This is a genomic window from Desulfurococcus mucosus DSM 2162 (assembly GCF_000186365.1).
Classification (GTDB): Archaea; Thermoproteota; Thermoprotei_A; order Sulfolobales; family Desulfurococcaceae; genus Desulfurococcus; species Desulfurococcus mucosus.
The window spans coordinates 185,710-201,962 of the sequence record NC_014961.1; the positions used below are offsets into that span (position 1 = coordinate 185,710).

At 52.4% G+C, this 16,253-nt stretch carries 19 protein-coding genes; 13 read left to right on the top strand and 6 right to left on the bottom strand.

The window, feature by feature from the left end; genetic code table 11:
- Nucleotides 1-53 precede the first annotated feature (53 nt).
- Entirely contained in the window at nt 54-2,060 is a 2,007-nt protein-coding gene (rqcH, locus tag DESMU_RS01025; protein WP_245526459.1) for a ribosome rescue protein RqcH, read from the bottom strand.
- Nucleotides 2,061-2,222: 162 nt separating this feature from the next.
- Here rqcH and DESMU_RS01030 point away from each other — a divergent pair, with 162 nt between their 5' ends.
- The 7 genes from DESMU_RS01030 to DESMU_RS01060 all read left to right on the top strand — a co-directional run bounded on the left by DESMU_RS01030 (nt 2,223) and on the right by DESMU_RS01060 (nt 6,632).
- Nucleotides 2,223-2,498: a hypothetical protein gene (locus DESMU_RS01030; RefSeq protein ID WP_013561738.1), complete on the top strand. Its 276-nt coding sequence runs from the start codon at nt 2,223-2,225 to the stop codon at nt 2,496-2,498.
- Nucleotides 2,499-2,639: 141 nt separating this feature from the next.
- Nucleotides 2,640-3,272: an RNA methyltransferase gene (locus DESMU_RS01035; RefSeq protein WP_013561739.1), complete on the top strand. Its 633-nt coding sequence runs from the start codon at nt 2,640-2,642 to the stop codon at nt 3,270-3,272.
- A 6-nt stretch (nt 3,273-3,278) separates the two neighbouring features.
- Nucleotides 3,279-3,725 (top strand): putative metallopeptidase, encoded by a 447-nt coding sequence (locus tag DESMU_RS01040; RefSeq protein WP_013561740.1) that lies wholly within the window; start codon nt 3,279-3,281, stop codon nt 3,723-3,725.
- Nucleotides 3,718-4,542, top strand: coding sequence for an endonuclease NucS (gene nucS, locus DESMU_RS01045; RefSeq protein ID WP_245526460.1), 825 nt, complete (start codon nt 3,718-3,720; stop codon nt 4,540-4,542). The genes DESMU_RS01040 and nucS overlap by 8 nt, the downstream gene beginning before the upstream one ends.
- On the top strand, nt 4,511-5,113 hold the full coding sequence (locus DESMU_RS01050) for a class I SAM-dependent methyltransferase (protein WP_245526461.1): 603 nt from the start codon (nt 4,511-4,513) through the stop codon (nt 5,111-5,113). Before nucS ends, DESMU_RS01050 begins: the two co-directional genes overlap by 32 nt.
- A 56-nt stretch (nt 5,114-5,169) precedes the next feature.
- A complete protein-coding gene (locus DESMU_RS01055; protein WP_013561743.1) occupies nt 5,170-5,451 on the top strand; it encodes a U6 snRNA-associated Sm-like protein LSm6 in 282 nt (93 codons plus the stop codon).
- A gap of 305 nt (nt 5,452-5,756) precedes the next feature.
- A complete protein-coding gene (locus DESMU_RS01060) occupies nt 5,757-6,632 on the top strand; it encodes an MBL fold metallo-hydrolase (RefSeq protein WP_013561744.1) in 876 nt (291 codons plus the stop codon).
- A gap of 3 nt (nt 6,633-6,635) precedes the next feature.
- On the opposite strand, the gene lipS1 is transcribed toward DESMU_RS01060, so the two are convergent.
- Together lipS1 and lipS2 are read right to left on the bottom strand one after the other, a co-directional pair.
- Entirely contained in the window at nt 6,636-7,478 is an 843-nt protein-coding gene (gene lipS1, locus DESMU_RS01065) for a LipS1 family lipoyl synthase (protein WP_013561745.1), read from the bottom strand.
- Nucleotides 7,475-8,398, bottom strand: coding sequence for a LipS2 family lipoyl synthase (lipS2, locus tag DESMU_RS01070; RefSeq protein ID WP_013561746.1), 924 nt, complete (start codon nt 8,396-8,398; stop codon nt 7,475-7,477). The genes lipS1 and lipS2 overlap by 4 nt, the downstream gene beginning before the upstream one ends.
- A gap of 66 nt (nt 8,399-8,464) precedes the next feature.
- Between lipS2 and DESMU_RS01075 the strand changes: the two genes are divergently transcribed.
- Nucleotides 8,465-9,271, top strand: coding sequence for a lipoate--protein ligase family protein (locus tag DESMU_RS01075; protein WP_245526462.1), 807 nt, complete (start codon nt 8,465-8,467; stop codon nt 9,269-9,271).
- Between the two features lie 5 nt (nt 9,272-9,276).
- On the top strand, nt 9,277-9,567 hold the full coding sequence (locus DESMU_RS01080) for a lipoate protein ligase C-terminal domain-containing protein (protein WP_013561748.1): 291 nt from the start codon (nt 9,277-9,279) through the stop codon (nt 9,565-9,567).
- Here the strand turns inward: DESMU_RS01080 and DESMU_RS01085 are convergent.
- Both DESMU_RS01085 and DESMU_RS01090 read right to left on the bottom strand, forming a co-directional pair.
- Complete coding sequence (locus DESMU_RS01085; RefSeq protein ID WP_013561749.1) at nt 9,564-10,304, bottom strand: ZIP family metal transporter; 741 nt, start codon at nt 10,302-10,304, stop codon at nt 9,564-9,566. The two genes, DESMU_RS01080 and DESMU_RS01085, sit on opposite strands and share 4 nt — an antisense overlap.
- A complete protein-coding gene (locus tag DESMU_RS01090; protein WP_152648971.1) occupies nt 10,276-11,106 on the bottom strand; it encodes a hypothetical protein in 831 nt (276 codons plus the stop codon). The genes DESMU_RS01085 and DESMU_RS01090 overlap by 29 nt, the downstream gene beginning before the upstream one ends.
- Before the next feature lie 65 nt (nt 11,107-11,171).
- Here DESMU_RS01090 and DESMU_RS01095 point away from each other — a divergent pair, with 65 nt between their 5' ends.
- The 3 genes from DESMU_RS01095 (at nt 11,172) to feoB (ending at nt 14,007) form a co-directional block, all read left to right on the top strand.
- The gene (locus tag DESMU_RS01095) at nt 11,172-11,540 is read left to right on the top strand and encodes a NifB/NifX family molybdenum-iron cluster-binding protein (RefSeq protein ID WP_013561751.1); all 369 of its coding nucleotides are present in this window, start codon (nt 11,172-11,174) and stop codon (nt 11,538-11,540) included.
- A 118-nt stretch (nt 11,541-11,658) separates the two neighbouring features.
- Entirely contained in the window at nt 11,659-11,901 is a 243-nt protein-coding gene (locus tag DESMU_RS01100) for a FeoA family protein (protein ID WP_013561752.1), read from the top strand.
- An 18-nt stretch (nt 11,902-11,919) separates the two neighbouring features.
- A complete protein-coding gene (feoB, locus tag DESMU_RS01105) occupies nt 11,920-14,007 on the top strand; it encodes a ferrous iron transport protein B (RefSeq protein ID WP_013561753.1) in 2,088 nt (695 codons plus the stop codon).
- Here the strand turns inward: feoB and DESMU_RS01110 are convergent.
- On the bottom strand, nt 13,987-15,000 hold the full coding sequence (locus DESMU_RS01110; RefSeq protein WP_013561754.1) for a phosphate signaling complex PhoU family protein: 1,014 nt from the start codon (nt 14,998-15,000) through the stop codon (nt 13,987-13,989). The two genes, feoB and DESMU_RS01110, sit on opposite strands and share 21 nt — an antisense overlap.
- Before the next feature lie 130 nt (nt 15,001-15,130).
- Between DESMU_RS01110 and pstS the strand changes: the two genes are divergently transcribed.
- Complete coding sequence (gene pstS / locus DESMU_RS01115; protein WP_013561755.1) at nt 15,131-16,252, top strand: phosphate ABC transporter substrate-binding protein PstS; 1,122 nt, start codon at nt 15,131-15,133, stop codon at nt 16,250-16,252.
- The last annotated feature ends 1 nt before the right edge of the window (nt 16,253 follow it).

Sequence of the window (16,253 nt, forward strand, 5' to 3'; positions counted from 1 at the left end):
AGCTTCATCACAGCATTTAAGTTTAACTATTCATCAACTGCAGGGCGGCGAGGCTACGTTGATTGACCACTGGCCTCGGAGACGGCTCCCCTATGGAGCCCAATGATCCTTGAGGGACCCGGGATCCTTGATTCAACCTCAGCCAACCCAATCCTATACCTTGCCCCCTTGTACTCTAACACGGCTTTCTCGAGGAACTCCCTTATGCTCTCTGAGACATCCCTTACATCCTCGTCTCCAGGGGTCAGCACAGCGTATGCTATGGCCTGCCGGCTTACAAGTTCCTCGGATCCCACGATCACCTTGATGTAGTCGCCATATATGTCGTCGCTGAAGAACCTAGCCCCTACGGCGAGTCTCAGAGGGATGGATAGGAAGTTCTTGGAGCCATATATCATGAAGGCTCCCCTGGGCAGGTACTCTCCGGATGGAGGGGTCTTAGAAACCTGGCTCCCCGGGACCCAGAATACCTCTATGAAGCTAAAGCCAGCTCTCCACGCCCTCGAGTAGCATGCCGCTAGATATGATGCGTCAACCACGTCTTCCACGCTGTGAAGACCCCTACTCTTCAAGACTACTGCGGAGCCGCCATGTATATCGGCGTGGATGAATACATCGTTGTCACCAAGGTATTTTCGCACCACCATCTCGTTCTGAGACTGGTCTCTACCCCCTATTGCTAGGAAACCATTCCTCGTGAAAAGCCAGTGGAATCTCTCATACCAGAGGGTTGGAGACAGTCTTCTAACGGTTTTATCCTCGATGCTCATGGTGCTTGAAGCCTCGTTCAGCTGACGGCGCATTTCCTCGAGCACCTTCACAGCTGACTCTATCTTTCCTACCAGCTCTCCCCGCTTCTTCTCGAGTTCCACGACCTGCTTGTCGAGGCCTTTCCGTATGGAGAGCTCGAGGACCTCCCCGTTGACTCTGAGGACTACTATGCCTTTATCCTTATAGACGCCTACAACACCGGGGCAATCCTTGGCGATGTGCTCCCAGCCCTTTACAGCCCTCGTTGATCGAGCACACTCCAATGCTTCGTTGACCGAGGCGTAGTTACCGTATATTAGTTGAAGGATCCTCCCTATTTTTTCAACCTCTTCACGGTAACCCCTTATCACCTCCTCCTGCCTCTTGATCCTTGCCTCAATCTCCTTCACCGCTGCAGCCAGTTCATCAAGTCTCCTCTGCCGCTCTAGCTCGGCCTCGTACTCCGTGAAGTAGGCATCTATCGCGGTGTTTATGTCCTCTACTTGTTTAACACTATTATTGTATACATCACGGAATAGAAGCGGGTTGTATGATGTATAGATGTCCAAGGTGTTTTCACCACTATACACCAGGTATCCCATCCCTGTGGACGCCTCTCTAACTATTGAGCCGTACTCCTCGATGAGCCTCTCAACATCGGGTGAAGGTATTTCTGAAACCCTCTTGTTCTTCGCCTCGAGGAGTCCTGCACGGTAGAGGATCTCCTCGGCTATGTGGCCTGGGAGACCCCATGCTGTAACCAGTGCCCTGACTAAGTCTCTTCCCTCCTTGAGTCTATCTCTAAGCGTTGCACTATCCCAGGGGTCTGATCCCTTGAACGGCGGGGGCTTATAGGTCTCCGAGGGCTTTATCACTCGATCCCTGTACTCAGTGAACCGTGTCGAGTAAATTATTCTATCACTAGGGTCTGCGACCACCCATTGTCCCCTCGGGACAACCTCTATGTAGTGTCTCAGGGGCTTCTCACGCGCACCTGTTTCGAGTACAACTATGCGCTCCCACCAAGGCTGTCTAACCGATAGTATCCTTGAATCCCTGACCCTGCTTCTGAGGAATCTCGTGAAGCCATCTATGTCTTTCTCCTCCGGTATGCTTTGGGATAAATGTATCCTTACAGCTGGCTCGATCTTCAAATGGGTCACGCCACTAGGGCACCTTAGTTTAAGAATCCAGTATGACTTGCAATGGTATGCGTTGTCAACGAAGCAGCTTGTTAGAGATGCACCGTGCCTACCCACCCAGGCATACACGTCTAGTATATCCATGGCCTTCTTCAGCAAATACACCACCGCTTCAAGGCACCATGTTTCAGAGGCGTGCTCCATGCTGCTTGAAGACTTATAAGTCGCCCGCTTAATCCTAGTATTCTGTACAGTATGTTTTAAACCCGTTAAATCAAGGCACTCTGCGAAACCCTATCCGACCCCGGTAGCCATGACGCGGTGTGGTTTATGGACATCGAGGATAAGATATGGTTGTCCAGGCTTGTTACAGGGATAGTGTACGGCGTTGTAACATACATTCTAGTGTTGCTGATGGGGCCTGTTGAGGCAAGCGCGATAACATGGGGTCTCTCCCCCATGGTGTACTATGCCACCGTAATGTATGTGGCTGTAAAATACAGGCCGGTGAAGAGGATGCATCTCTACTTAAGGGGGCTCCTATCATTCTACACAGCATGGCTCTCCACAGTGTTCATACTATACGATCTAACACATCCCTCATAGAGGATAACCGCCGGAGCCCTGGGCTCGCCATGGGTTGAGGCATGTTTATAAGCCTCACAGCAACCTCTAACCTGTTGAAGACCCTGGTAGTCGGGCATGTGCTTCAAGCAAAGCTAAGCAACGTGGCGAGGGTTCCTTAAAATGGAGGGAGCCGGGTGCGGGAAGCCGGTTGTAGTCGTAGAGCACCTTGAGGAAGGCTTAAGCCCGTGGATACTCCTCGAGTACAGGCATCTCTCAAGCATCTACGGCTCCCAATGCGTGGTCTTCACAAATATGCCTCTCAGATACCACAGGATTATGGCTAGGTATGGGAAGCCTGTAGCGGAAAGCATAGTTGACATGGTTGACAGGGGATTGGTTAGACGAGAGGACGTCATAGTATTGGATCCAGCTAGTCCAAGAGAGTTGACCTACCGGGATCTCTCAACAGCCAGGTACGTGGTGGTCGGAGGCATCCTCGGTGATCACCCGCCCAGGAGGCGTACATGGGAGCTCCTGACAAGCAGGCTCACAGGGGCGAGGGCCTTCAACATAGGGAGCGGGCAGTACAGCATAGATGGAGCAGTCTACTATATTCACTACATGTATTTGAATAAAGGAGTAGATGGATACAGGTATGTGGACGGGGTATCCATTGAGACGCCTGAAGGAGTAGTCCGGTTACCCTTCCGGTACCCGCTGGTAGACGGTAAACCCCTTATATCAGGCGACCTAGTATACTACATAGTCAACAAGAGGCTGCCGGACCACGTGTGGAGCGAGGTGAAGGGCTGAGTACCCATGGGGTTACCGAGGTACGAGCCGGCGCCGGATGTATGCAGAGCTATTGAAGCAATAAGGGATGCACTTGGCGATGAGCTGGGCTACATTGACGTCGAAAGAGTGAGGTGCTATAGGAGTATTGGTGCTAGGACTAGGGCGCTCGCCAGGATCCATGGTGTTGAAAGACTGCTTCTAGTGGCACTCGGCATTAAGCCTATCTATGTAATAGAAGTGGTCTCCGAGAAGTTCTACAGGCTCGGACTCGAGGACCGGGTTAAGGTGCTGATTCACGAGCTCCTCCATATACCGAGGAGCTTCTCAGGCGGTCTCCGGCCTCATGGAAGATACGTGAATAACAGGAGGGTTGCATCCCTTTACAGGAGGCTTGTGGAAAAAGGGGGTGTTAAGATTATCTGTGAACGGGTGAATGATGCATCCTGGTGTACGGGTGGCACCGGTGAATGAACCCCTGATCCTTGAGAAACCCGACCCAGCGGCACTACCGGATCTCATTAGGAGAGCCATCGGCGAGAGGAACACGGTCATCGTGATCGGCGAGTGCAGTGTTGAATACGAGGGCCGGAGCACATCGAGGCTAGGTAAGGGTGACAGGGTGCTCATGATAAAGCAGGACGGCTCAGTCCTCGTCCACCGCCCCACCGGCTATTCCCCTGTAAACTGGCAGCCAGACACCAGTGTGATAGAGGCATGGATTAACGAGAGAGGCGAGCTCTCAATACTGGCCGTCAGGAGTAAGCCGAGGGAAGTGTTGAATATCTCTTTCTCCAGGGTTGACTCGGTGATTATTGCCAGGCTAAGGGATGACGCTGAGTTCACAATGTACCTCGATGAAGCCGAGATGAAGAGGGTGCTCGTGGGAAACCCGGAGCTAATAGAGCCCGGGTTCAGAGTGGTCGAGGATGAAAAAAGACTTGGATCCGGGCAAGCAGACATATACGGGGTCGACAAGGAGGGTAGGCCGGTCATAGTTGAATTAAAGAGGATCACAGCATCCAGGGATGCCGTCCTCCAGTTATACGGCTATGTGAAAGCATATGAGGCGACATACGGTAAAAGACCCAGAGGTATACTCATAGCCCCGTCCTTCTCGCCTTCAGCGATTGAGACGCTGCTGAGGCTTCAGCTCGAGTACAGGCAGGTGGATCTCCGCGAGCTCTACCGCTTAGCAGTTGAGAAAGGCTTAAGGAGAAGCCTCCTAGAATACGGGCGGAGACCCGGAGAACGGGAGCGTGGAACCGGGGAGAAGACCCGTCATGAGTAATCCAGCCTTGGATCAAACAGGTGGTGATGACGCCTGGAGATATGATGCAACAGCTTCATCGTACGATGAACTCTACCGGGTTGAACAATACAGCAAGTACGGTGTACTAGTAGCACTGTTAACCAGGTACATGGATTCAGCCACACTGCTTGACGCTGGATGCGGGACGGGTCTACTGGTAGAATACCTGGCTGAAAGAGGGCTCGACAGGTATGCGAGGTACATATGCCTGGATCCAAGTGTTGGAATGATAAGCAGGTTGTCGGAGAAACCAGTCGACTACCGTGTGATACCCGTGGTAGGCTACGCAGAGGAGATCCCGTTGAGGGATTCAAGCATCGATATAGTGGTCTCAGTGACGGCGTGGAGCAATATAGGTGGAAAGAGGGAGGCTACCCGGGAATTCAAAAGGGTGACTGGTAGGGGTGGCTTGATAATTGTGTCAAGCCATGTGAAACACCATTCCACTCCCCCGGCATTGTTCGATGCGTGCTTTAAGAAGATCGCCGAGCACATAGATGAATTCTATGTCTGCGTGAAGAACTCGGCTACACAGCCGGAAACCTTTTAAAGACCTACGTGTAATTTATTAGACCAACGATACCTAAAGACACGTGGTGCACAGCCATGAGCAATGTATCCAGGGGTTACAGGCCGCCTTCACCCATGAAAGTCTTGAAGAGTGCAGAGGGGCAGATAATACTGGTCAGGATAAAGGGCGGCTACGAGTACATTGGAACACTGGACTTGATTGATGGCACAATGAACATAGTGTTAAGCGACTGCACAGAGTACAGTAGTGAAGGAAAGCCCACATCTAGGTATGGGAGAATAATAATCAGGGGAAGCCACGTCGAATTCATCAGCACCAACTATGGCCAGGTTGCACCCGACAAGGTTGCCTTCTGACATTCTTTCCGCTTTAAAAAGAACCATCACACTCCAGGGGATGCCGGAACCTAAGACCTTGTCCTATTGTTCCTTTCAGGCACAGCATTGATACTCGGCGTCTACCACTAACCTAGAGTCAGCTCAAAACCTGCTGAGGCAGAGGATGAATCGGGATCCTGCACCATGCTGAACGAGCATCATGCATGAATTAGCCTGGTTCCCGCTTCAAAGAAAGCACGGGTTGAAACTAGTGGTTACTGATTTATAAGATGCACTAGGTATCAGCTGGATCCAGGAGGGCTCCTGGGAGAGGTTGGTTCGATTTGGATACAGCTATACCCAGGAGGGTTGAGGTATTTGTCCTTGCTGACGACTATGCTGGGATGACACGGGGACTCCTCGCACAGCACGGCGTCTCCTACCTTGTGAAGGCAACCATGGAGGAAGGGAGCGAGGTCACCGTGTTATTCGACACCGGGTATAATGGTGAAGCAGTACTCCGCAACATGGAGGTGCTTGGGTTAAGCTTCGACGACGTCGACTACATTGTGTTATCCCATAACCATTACGACCATGCAAACGGGCTTCCCACATTGCTGAAGACGGCTGGGAGGAAGAGGCTGGTGCCAGTCATAGTTGGAAAAGGCTTCTTCCACAGGTCGGTGGCTTTGAAGCCGAGGCTACGTGTACTCAACCATGAGTGGACTAGGGAGGAAGCCGAGGCACTGGGCGCTAGATTCATAGAGGTTGATGGTAGACTCGACCTGGCACCAGGGGTCTCGATTCCAGGGCTCATAGGGCTCGGGGAAAGGCTGGGATTCGAGAATAATTCAACAAGTTACTACATTGTCGCAAACGGTTCACTGGTCGAGGACTGGGTTAGCCATGAAGTGAGCCTAGCTGTGAGGAGTAGGAAGGGGATTCTCTTGCTCGTAGGATGCAGTCATCCAGGTGTGGCTAGTATTGCAAGGAAGGCGTCCAGCGTGCTTGGCGATAGAATACACATGGTTATGGGCGGCTTCCATCTTGTAGATGCTGATGAGCATAGGATCGCGAGGACGATCCAGGCACTCCGCGAGCTCGGAGTTGAGAAAGTGGTTGCAGGCCACTGTACAGGCTTGAAGGCTGAAGCAATGCTTCTTCAAGCCTATGGAAGCGACTTCACCAGGATCCATACAGGGCTCTCCGTAAGCATATAGTTGTCAACGCCTACCAATAGATGTCTTGAAGCCCTGTAGTAGATTCTCTGGGAGCGAGCAGCATGCATCATATATCTCCGAGGAGTCGTCGAGCAGTGGGTGATACGGGTTTGCAATCCTATCCACAAGCCCTTCGTCAACGGCCGCCGTATCTAGTTCTCTCTTAATGTAGTGGGGCCTCATGCATCCCAGATATATTCTACCATTGAATAGTCTCCTGGCCTCACGCAGGTTCTCTAACACCGTGCCGGCTTGAGGCGTGGTTGCCTCACCGGGTTCCGGTATGTACGCGAGTAGTGTGACCTCATTTAATCCGAGATCTTCAACTGCCTTGACCTCTCTTCGAAACACCTCTTTGGAGAACCCGGGGTGCCAGAGGTAGAGGTGGGGTACCACGTGTAAGCCTGCATCGCTCATGAGCTTCAGTGATTCCAGGTAGGCTTCTACATTCACTGGGAGTCCTCTCACATATTTTGCAATATAGTTGCTTAACGTGAACTCGTAGTCCACTACATCTATTATTCCCCTTAATGCTTCAAGCGTGCTTCTATCCCTCTGTAAACCTAGGTGCGCGTTGTATATGAAACCATACTTCCTCCTCGCATCCCTCAACACGTCGATGAAGCCTTCAATGGGCAGGTAGCCTTCCCTGGTGAAACCGCCGCTGACCAGTATTCCCCTCACACCCGACTCGTAGAGCCCCCTAAGGATCTCACCAGCTCTATCCCTGCTTAGATGGGTCATGTGTCTAAGGTACTTGCCTCTGCAGAACCTGCAGTTCAACCAGCAGGCTGAGCCGGTGATGGATACCGAGGTGAATTTCTCGATGTGCAGGAAGTACTTCAAACCATGACACCTATACTCCTTAACTCCTCGATCACAATCTGCCTGTGTTTCTCAAGTGTTCTCCGCGATGGATAATTGTATATGGAGCTGGGTAGGTCAGTGTAAAAGGGCCTATTGCACCCGGGGCACCCCCTGGTGTATAATGCCTTGAAAACATCCACCGGTGGCTGCCTTTTGAAAACTCCGGCGTCGACATCTATGTAGTCCAGTGGGTTCTCCCCGTTCTCGAGGAGCTCTACGGCTAGTTGGACGACCCTGTAATACTTTTTATCTATACTCTTCATTGAACCGGTGTCGAAGTAGTTGAATAACGCGGCTCTCGCACCGGCCGAGTATATTTTGATCAAGGTGTCAACGGCCTCCCTAAGCCTCTCCCCTAAGCCCACTATTAAGTGAACATATACACGCCCCCTCCCAAACACCTCGACAGCGTTTTCTATGAAGCTCCAGTATATCTCCCACGTGTACGGCTTCCCCCACTTAGCAAACAACTCACGTGTCGCAGTATCAAGGCCCACCCCTAGCTCGCTGACACCGAGCTCCTTGAACTCCTCCAGAACCCCCTTGGGAACAGGCGTTATTGCCAGCGATATGGGTAGCCTGCTGACTCCCGAGATACCTTGTATAAAGGACTTTGCCTCCGTGATGAAACCCTTCTTGAGAACCGTCTGGAAGCATATCCGCTTAAACACGTCTCTCCACGATCTCAGAATAAGCGATGACTCCACTAGAGGCCACACTATTTTCCCAAGCCAATCCTGCCTGCCTACAGTCATCCTTGACTGATTGCAGAACCCGCATTTCCCGAGGCATCCATTATCAGAGTATTGTAGGAAGTACGCTGTAGTAGGTTCATCACTCATTCTCACGCTGGATAACCCTAGCTTAGCGAGGGTCCCGATGGATGCTCTAACGAGCATTCTAATCAACCGTTAGCTTCTTGATCCCTACAACAGATTTATAGCTTCCACAACCATCCATGATCCATGGTGTTGCATCAGGAGGCAGCCGAAGTCCTTCATGGTGAGGGAGGGATGCGGCTCCGGGTCGTGATGGATCTAGAGGGGGCCCCGGTTTCATGGAGCATGGGTATGGATGAAGCCATGCTCGAGCTCAGGTTGCAGGACAGGATTCCCGATACGCTGAGACTCTACGTTATTAAGCCGTCCGCCGTCACTATTGGGTACTTTCAGAAGGTAGAGGAATCCGTGGATCTAGGATATGCCTCGTCAAGGGGCATAGATGTAACCAGGAGGATTAGTGGAGGCGGCTCCGTATACCATGATGCAAGCGGTGAAGTTACATACGGTATCGTGCTGCCTGCAAGAGGAGTCTTCAGCGATGTCCGCGAGAGCTACGAGGCCATTTGCAGGGGGCTTGTGGAGTCCCTGCGCATACTAGGGGTTGACGCAGCCTTCGCACCAGTCAACGACATAGTTGTCAATGGAAGGAAGATCTCGGGCAGTGCCCAGGCACGTAGAAAAGGCTTCCTCCTACAGCACGGTACAATGATGTATGCCACGGATCTCGATGAGGCATCCAGAGTGCTGCGGGCTCCACAAGCCAAGTTGCAGGCGAAAGGCGTGAGGAGCATAAGGGAGAGAGTGGTGACTCTCCGGGAAGCGTTACAGAGGGACATAGATAAAAGGGATGTTGCAGAGGCCATGGTAAAGGGCTTCGCTAAAGCGTTGGGTGCTGAAGTATTCCTAGATGAATACAGGGAGGACGAGTTGAAGCTCGCCGAGGAGCTGTCATTGAAGTACAGGAGCAGTGAGTGGGTGTTCAAGAGGTGAGATCCATGAGGTTTGTGAAGACTGTGAGAGGAGAGAAAACTGTTGAAATAGAGGTGGAGGTTAGCGACTGCAGGATTAAAAGAGTGGTTTTCTCAGGGGACTTCTTCGCCTACCCGGACGACGTGGTTGAGAAACTAGAGGAGGCATTGAAGGATTGTGGAAGCGATGAATGCGTGGGCGAAGCGTTCAAAGAGGCTAGGAAAGCACTCCTAATAGGTGTTGAATGGGATGTCCTCGAGAACGAGGTTAGGAACGCGTTGAAGACACTTTGTAGCAGTAGCCCAGCGGAGGATTAGAGCAGTAGCTCCAACACTGTTGCAGCCATTACACCTAGAAGGAAGCCGGCGGTTGACTCCGAGGAGTGTTCTCTATGAGTCTCCGGGATTATCTCGTGTGACACTATGAATACCATTGCACCACTACTGAAGCACGTTAACGGCGCCAATGCCCCGGCTTCAACTATTCCAAGGAACCCTGCTCCAAGCGATGCCAATGCCTCAGCTAATGCAGCAATAAGTGAGAGGAGGAAGGCCCTCCCCCTGTCCCCAGTGATCACGTACGGTAGTCCAGCCATGAAGCCCTCGACAACATCCTGCACCCCTATAGCGACGGCCACTGAGAAGCCTAGAACCGGGTTCCTGACCGTTGAGGACCCGACTGCCAAGCCCTCCGGTACATTGTGCAGGATCATCGAGAAAGCTATCAGCCAAGCGATCTTCAACCTAGCCTTCATAACCCGTGGCCCTTCGTATCCTTTAACAAGGTGTTCATGGGGAATCAATGCTTCAAGCAGCCACATCACAGCGAACCCGGCTGTGAAGAACACTAGTTTATATGCACTTAGCTCGCCCTCGTAAAGCATGCTGAAGGAGACGGCTATCATGACGCCACCGGAGAACCCGAGGGATGCATCGATCCATCTCACTGGGGGCTTGAAGCCTGCTAGCACGGGTAGTATGCCCACTATCGATGAAACCAGGATAAACCCTGTGTTCGAGAGTAGCTCACCGAACAACAATGTCTCCCTCTCCATGGAGGCTTTGAACCATGCTGCCTAGCGCTGTAAGCTTCCCGCTTACTTCGCTGAGTAGTCTACTGCATGATGTGTGGGGCATTAACGTGACGCAGTTCTTGTACAGGTGTGTGAAAGCGGTGTTTAAATCACTGTAGAGGGCTTCAACTCCTTCACCAGGGTTCTTGATGAGATCGTCTAACACGTCCTCTAGCAGGCTGATTAAGGCATGGAGATATCTTTGCTCAAGCAGGTAGCCGGGGTTTTTCACGACGCTGGCCTCCCTTATAGTCCTCACCTTAACCGGTATCCACGTGCTCCCCCTAGCCCTCCTTATTGCTTCCATGAACATGGCTGACTCCAAGGGTGGAATACCCTCGAAGGGGCCGTCAATGATTTCCTCCACCAGCTCCACTAGGCGTCTACCTGGGTTTTCAACAGTGATTGCTTTCCCCAGTATTTTCTCGAGCACATCGTGGACTTGATGCGTCAGCTTTGTCTCGCTTAACGCGTCCAGTAGGGATATACTGCAATCCACTCCTTGATCCCCGTTAACCAGCCCGGATAAAGCCACGTGTTCTAGGCTGCTGAGCAGCCTCGCTGAGCCAATCCTGGATGCGATCTCCTCGATAAGCTGGATGTAGACGTCTCTCTCAACCACTTGTTTAAGCGAGCACAGTGCTGCCAAAGCACTGGCGGGTAGCATGGAGCCGTCTTCGTTTAACACGGTCTCCAAAAGGGCGTTGGCAGCATCCCTTATACTGCACGCCCCTGTTTTAAGGCATGATGCAATATTCGAGGCGGCCTTCTCCACATGCTTCACCAGGGTGGCTTGTATTTATAGCACTGTGATAGCTTCTTAAATAGAGTGGTTCCAGGGTGTCGGCAATGATAGTCTGCATCCCGGCTATGACTAGTGGTGGAAGAAACTATGTATCCCTGCACTTCGGTAAAGCCCCCTACTTCGCATTCTACGAGGTCTCAGACACAGGCTTCAAGCAGCTGTCCCTGGAGAGGAATCCGTTCGCAACCATGGGTAGTGGTAGCAGTAAGGGCCAGGCGATAGCCAGGTACCTGGTGAGCAAGGGTGTGGAGGCTGTAATAGCCTACGAGGTTGGTCCCGGCGCCTTCCAGCATCTAAGAGACCACGGGATACGTGTCTTCGTCGTGGAGAAGACTCTTCCAATCGAGGAGGCACTTAAACTATTCATTGAGGGAGCCCTCACTGAGGCTAAGGAGCCGGTTGAACGCGACTGAACCTAGATGATGCAGCCCATGGTACAGGTACACGGCTTCTGTTTCTCGTTTATTACCCTCTTCAACAATACAACTCTATTGAAGGAGGGTGTTAGGTATACCTAACAGGTGACTGCCCATGGAGACAACACTGGACTCCGCTCCACCCGGCTCACGTGTAAGAATATCCAGCATACTGCATCACGGTGGATGGGTTCACAGACTCTACCAGTTGGGGGTTTTCCCCGGCGTGATAGTGGAGGTTGTTCATAATGAAGGGCGGGGTCCAGTGGTCATCAGGGTCAACGGCTCAGAAGTGGTCCTTGGCAAAGGACTCGCGAGGAGAATAGTCGTTGAACAGCTGCGTGAGGAGACGGGTTGATCCATGGGGGTGGATGCCGTGGAGGGTAAAGTGATAAAGGTCCTCTTCATAGGTCAGCCGAACGTCGGGAAGTCATCGATATTCAACATGGTGACCAAGTCTCATGTGGAGGTCGGTAACTGGCCGGGTAAAACAGTCGCCGTGAACAAAGGGGAGGTATCGTTCAAAGGATACAAGCTCATACTCTACGATCTCCCAGGGATATACGGGTTTACGACTCTGACCCAGGAGGAGCTTGTGGCAAGGGAGGCTATACTGCTCGAGAAGCCTGATGTCGTCGTGGTCGTAGTCGACTCAACGATACCTGAGAGAACTATGAATCTAGCAATCCAGGTGCTGGAGCTGACTGGAAGAGTAGTATTAGTCTTCTCTAAAACCGACCTAGCCCATGGGAGAGGCATACATATAAACTATGAAGGGGTAGCCAGGGAGCTTAACGTGCCAGTGGTACCCGTGTCAATAGTTTCAGGCTTCGAAGTGGAGAGGCTGCTGGATGAGATAATCAATGTGGCTGAAGGGAGGAAGGGGCGGAGGGAACCCCTGAGGATAGATTACAACGGGTTGAACGAGTACGTTGACTCACTGGAGGAGATGCTTTCGAGAAGCGGGAGGCTTAAGGAGTACCCGGCTAGATGGGTTGCGGTCAGGCTCCTGGAAGGGGACAGTGTGCTTGAAGAAGTAGTGAAGTCAACTCTTTCAAGCGATGAGTTCAAACGGGTTGAGGAGTTGCTGGGGGAGGCACGTAGACTCATAGGGGTTCCCGCCGAGAGGATCACTGAGGCCCGTTTCAAGCTGATAAACGCGATTGCCTCGAAGCACATTGTGAAGGTTAAGGTGAAGCCGAGGGGGCCTTCGCCTTCAATATTCTACAAGCCGGTTGTAAGCATCCTCATAGCTCTAGGCATATATCTCTCAATATTCATGCTGGTCTTCACGCTTAACACAGGCTTCCCCTTGAACACTATTCTCTCGGCGATGGGCTTCGAGAACGCTGCATCAATAGTGGAGGAGTACTCGCTCAGCGGCCTCGTTGAGAAATCGTTCACGGCTTTAACCAGCATGCTGGAGCCTATGTCCCATGTGAACCCGGCTCTATACAGCTTCATAGTGGATGGGGTTATAGGTGGTGTTGCATCAATACTGGTTTTCCTTCCATTGATAATAGTGATGGTCATCGTCCAGGTGATAGTGGAGGACAGCGGCCTAGCCCCAAGGCTCGCAGTCGCCTCTCACAGCTTCTTCTCCAAGATGGGGCTAAGCGGGCACGCCTTCTTCCCCTTCATGCTTGGATTCGGCTGCAATGTCCCCGCAGTGCTGGCGACCAGGACTAATCCCAACAGTGTGGAGAGGCTTCGACTACTCTTAACGCTGTCCTTCATACCATGCCAGGCCAGGCTCGTGGTGCTACTGGCCTTTACATCAGCTGTCTCAAGGCTTTTCTCAGGGCTAATACTGTTGTCATCGTATCTACTTGCCGTAGCAGTATTCCTGGTTGTGAACTACGTGCTCTACAAGCTCAGCAGGAGTGACGCTAAGGAGCCCCAGCTACTCATGGAGGTGCCGGCTTTCCACAGGCCTCTTGCCAGGGTCGTCTACTGGAAGACCCTTGCCACGGTGAAGCACTTCGCTAAGAGAGCTGGCTTGGTGATATTCGCTGGCAGCATGTTCGTCTGGTTCATAACATCGTTCACCACCTCGCTCACATACACTGGTAACATGGATGAGAGCATCGCATCCATCGCGTCAAGGGGGCTCCAGTTCATTACTGCACCACTGGGGATCACTGGGGGCAACGCGTGGATTATAGCTCTCTCAATTATAACAGGCTTCATTGCGAAAGAGCTCGTCGTGTCAACGCTTCTCGTGGCAACGGGAAGCGACACTGTAAGGGGGGCTATGAGTGTTCTCGGGCTCAGCGATCTCCAGTTGTTCTCGCTGGCCGTTTTCACAACCCTCTACATGCCGTGCCTTGCCACGGTTGCAACAATATATTCTGAGAGCAGGAGTGTGAAGACGACTCTTACAGCCGTGGCTATCTCACTGGTCGCAGCATACATTGTTACTGCGGCAGCTGGTTCAATCGCCTCACTGCTCACCGGTGGTTAATCCCTCGCTGCAGGTTGACTCCTGCATCTCCCTGCTTACAACTATATCGGTGACGACCTCGGCTACATCCCTGAGGTAAGCTATTATCCTTGTAAGGCTTATCACGAGGCTCGGGTCTAGGCCAGGCTTCCTCACCTTGTCCTCAAGTATCCTTAACTCCATTATCGTGTCCTCGAGACTGGGCATTTCCTCAGGGTTCTCGAGGGCTGCAAGATACTCGCCGAGGATCTTCTCGGCGGCTGCTCTCACCTCACCCAGTAGTAGGCCAGCTTCACGCCTGCTGTCCATGCTATGAGGCCTACTCCTAGACCAACGGTATAGTTGAGCGGCATGGTCACCCATCCTCTCCAGTATCTTAAGCAGGTTGGCTATTGAGATGGCTTCCCCCATGGATTTCAACCCTGTTTTCTCGAGGAGCAGCCTACCCTGCATCACCATGTTGAGCTGCCTGACGGAGTAAAGGTATAGCTTGTCAATCAAGCTGTCCCGTTCCTCGATATCTAGCTCAGTACCCGACGTGATCGAGGACTCGACATCCCTCATCATGGCCGGCACCAGTCTACCCATCTTCCTCAGAACCTCTGAGAGGGGTAGCGAGAGAATGTCCACTAGGCAGGCCACTGTAATGTATCCCTCCCCCTCCTCTATGATCTCCAACCCTATTATGTTTCTCTCAAGCAGCCTGTAGATCTTCTCCTTGAAGGAGTTACAGGTGGAGCCACAGAGAACCTTAATGGAGTCAACGCCGTTTATGTAGAGGGATACAAGCCTCATTATCGATGCGTTCGGGGAAGAGTCATCGTACTTGAATACTTGGCAACTATAGCCTGCACGGCTCTTCACGAAGGAAGGCCTTATCAGCAACGTGTAGTCTGGCAGCACCTCGATGTCGACTTCGTCACCCTGCTTCAACCTGTAGTGGCGTAGCCACTTCTTCGGTAGGGAGACACCTAGGGAGGCGGCCCCCATTTTTTGCAGTCTACGCTTATACATCTAGGTGGCACCCTCGCTAAGTATCTACCTGTAAATACCGTAAATATAGCTTGTAAACACTCTTACAGTAGGCGATGTAATAACATGCCTGATTTAACCATGGCGCGGTATAACACCACCCGGTGGAAGAATGAGGGAGCCACTGCTACAGTCCGTTGCATTGATCACTGCAACCCTCGCCTTCTCCATAGCACTATACTTCATTATCACACCGCCGGCTGCACACCCCTACGCGCATCAAGGCTCAATAAGCAGAGTACTCAATGGAGCCGGTTCAACCCTTGCAGCACCACAGGTGATCGAGTGGGCTAGGAGCTTCAAGGAGGCGACTGGAATAGTGGTTGAATACTCACCGGTGGGCAGCGGGGCCGGGCGAGCCATGTTCTTCAATGGTACAGCAGTGTTCGCTGTCAGCGACCCTCCACTGGATAAGGAGACATACCTGGAGTACAAGGGCCGGGTACTCCAGTTCCCAGTGTTAGCTGGCGCGGTTGTCGTAACATACAACCTGCCCGAGATACCCAGCGGCACCCGGTTGAACCTCACGGGCGAGGTGCTTGCATTGATATATAAGGGAGAGGTATCCAGGTGGTGTGACGAGAGGATAAAGAGCATTAATCCAGCTGTAGCCGGGTTACTGCCGGACAAGGAGATAATAGTCGTCCACAGGTCGGACTCCAGCGGGACCACACGCGTCTTCACCGGCTACCTCCACAAGGTAGCCCCCGATATATGGGGCTCGAAGCTAGTGGGCTTCACGGTGGAATGGCCTGTGGATGCAACGGGCAGGGGGCTGGGAGGCAAGGGGAATGAAGGCGTGGCCAGCATCATCAAGGCCAACCCATACTCCATAGGCTACGTGGAGGCTAGTTACGCATTATACACCGGTATGCCTATCGCTCGGTTGATGAATAAAGCCGGCTTCTACACGGAACCCTCGAAGGAGGCCGTTCTCTCAGCCATAAACAGCGTTGTAGACCAGTTGCCTGACACACCGCTAGGGGACTTCAGCAGCGTACTCGACGCACTCCTCGATGCACCGGGCTCCGGCTCATATCCTATTGTAACCTTCTCATACATGTTTGTTTACAGGGACTACGGCGACCCCTACACGGCTCGGGCACTCGGGGAGTTCATAAGGTATATTCTCACACAGGGGCAGGGGATGCTCCTACCAGGCTACTACCCGCTCCCAGGGAGGGTGGTTGAGATAGGCCTCAAGGCGGTTGACGCCCTGGGGAGAGGCGGTTAGG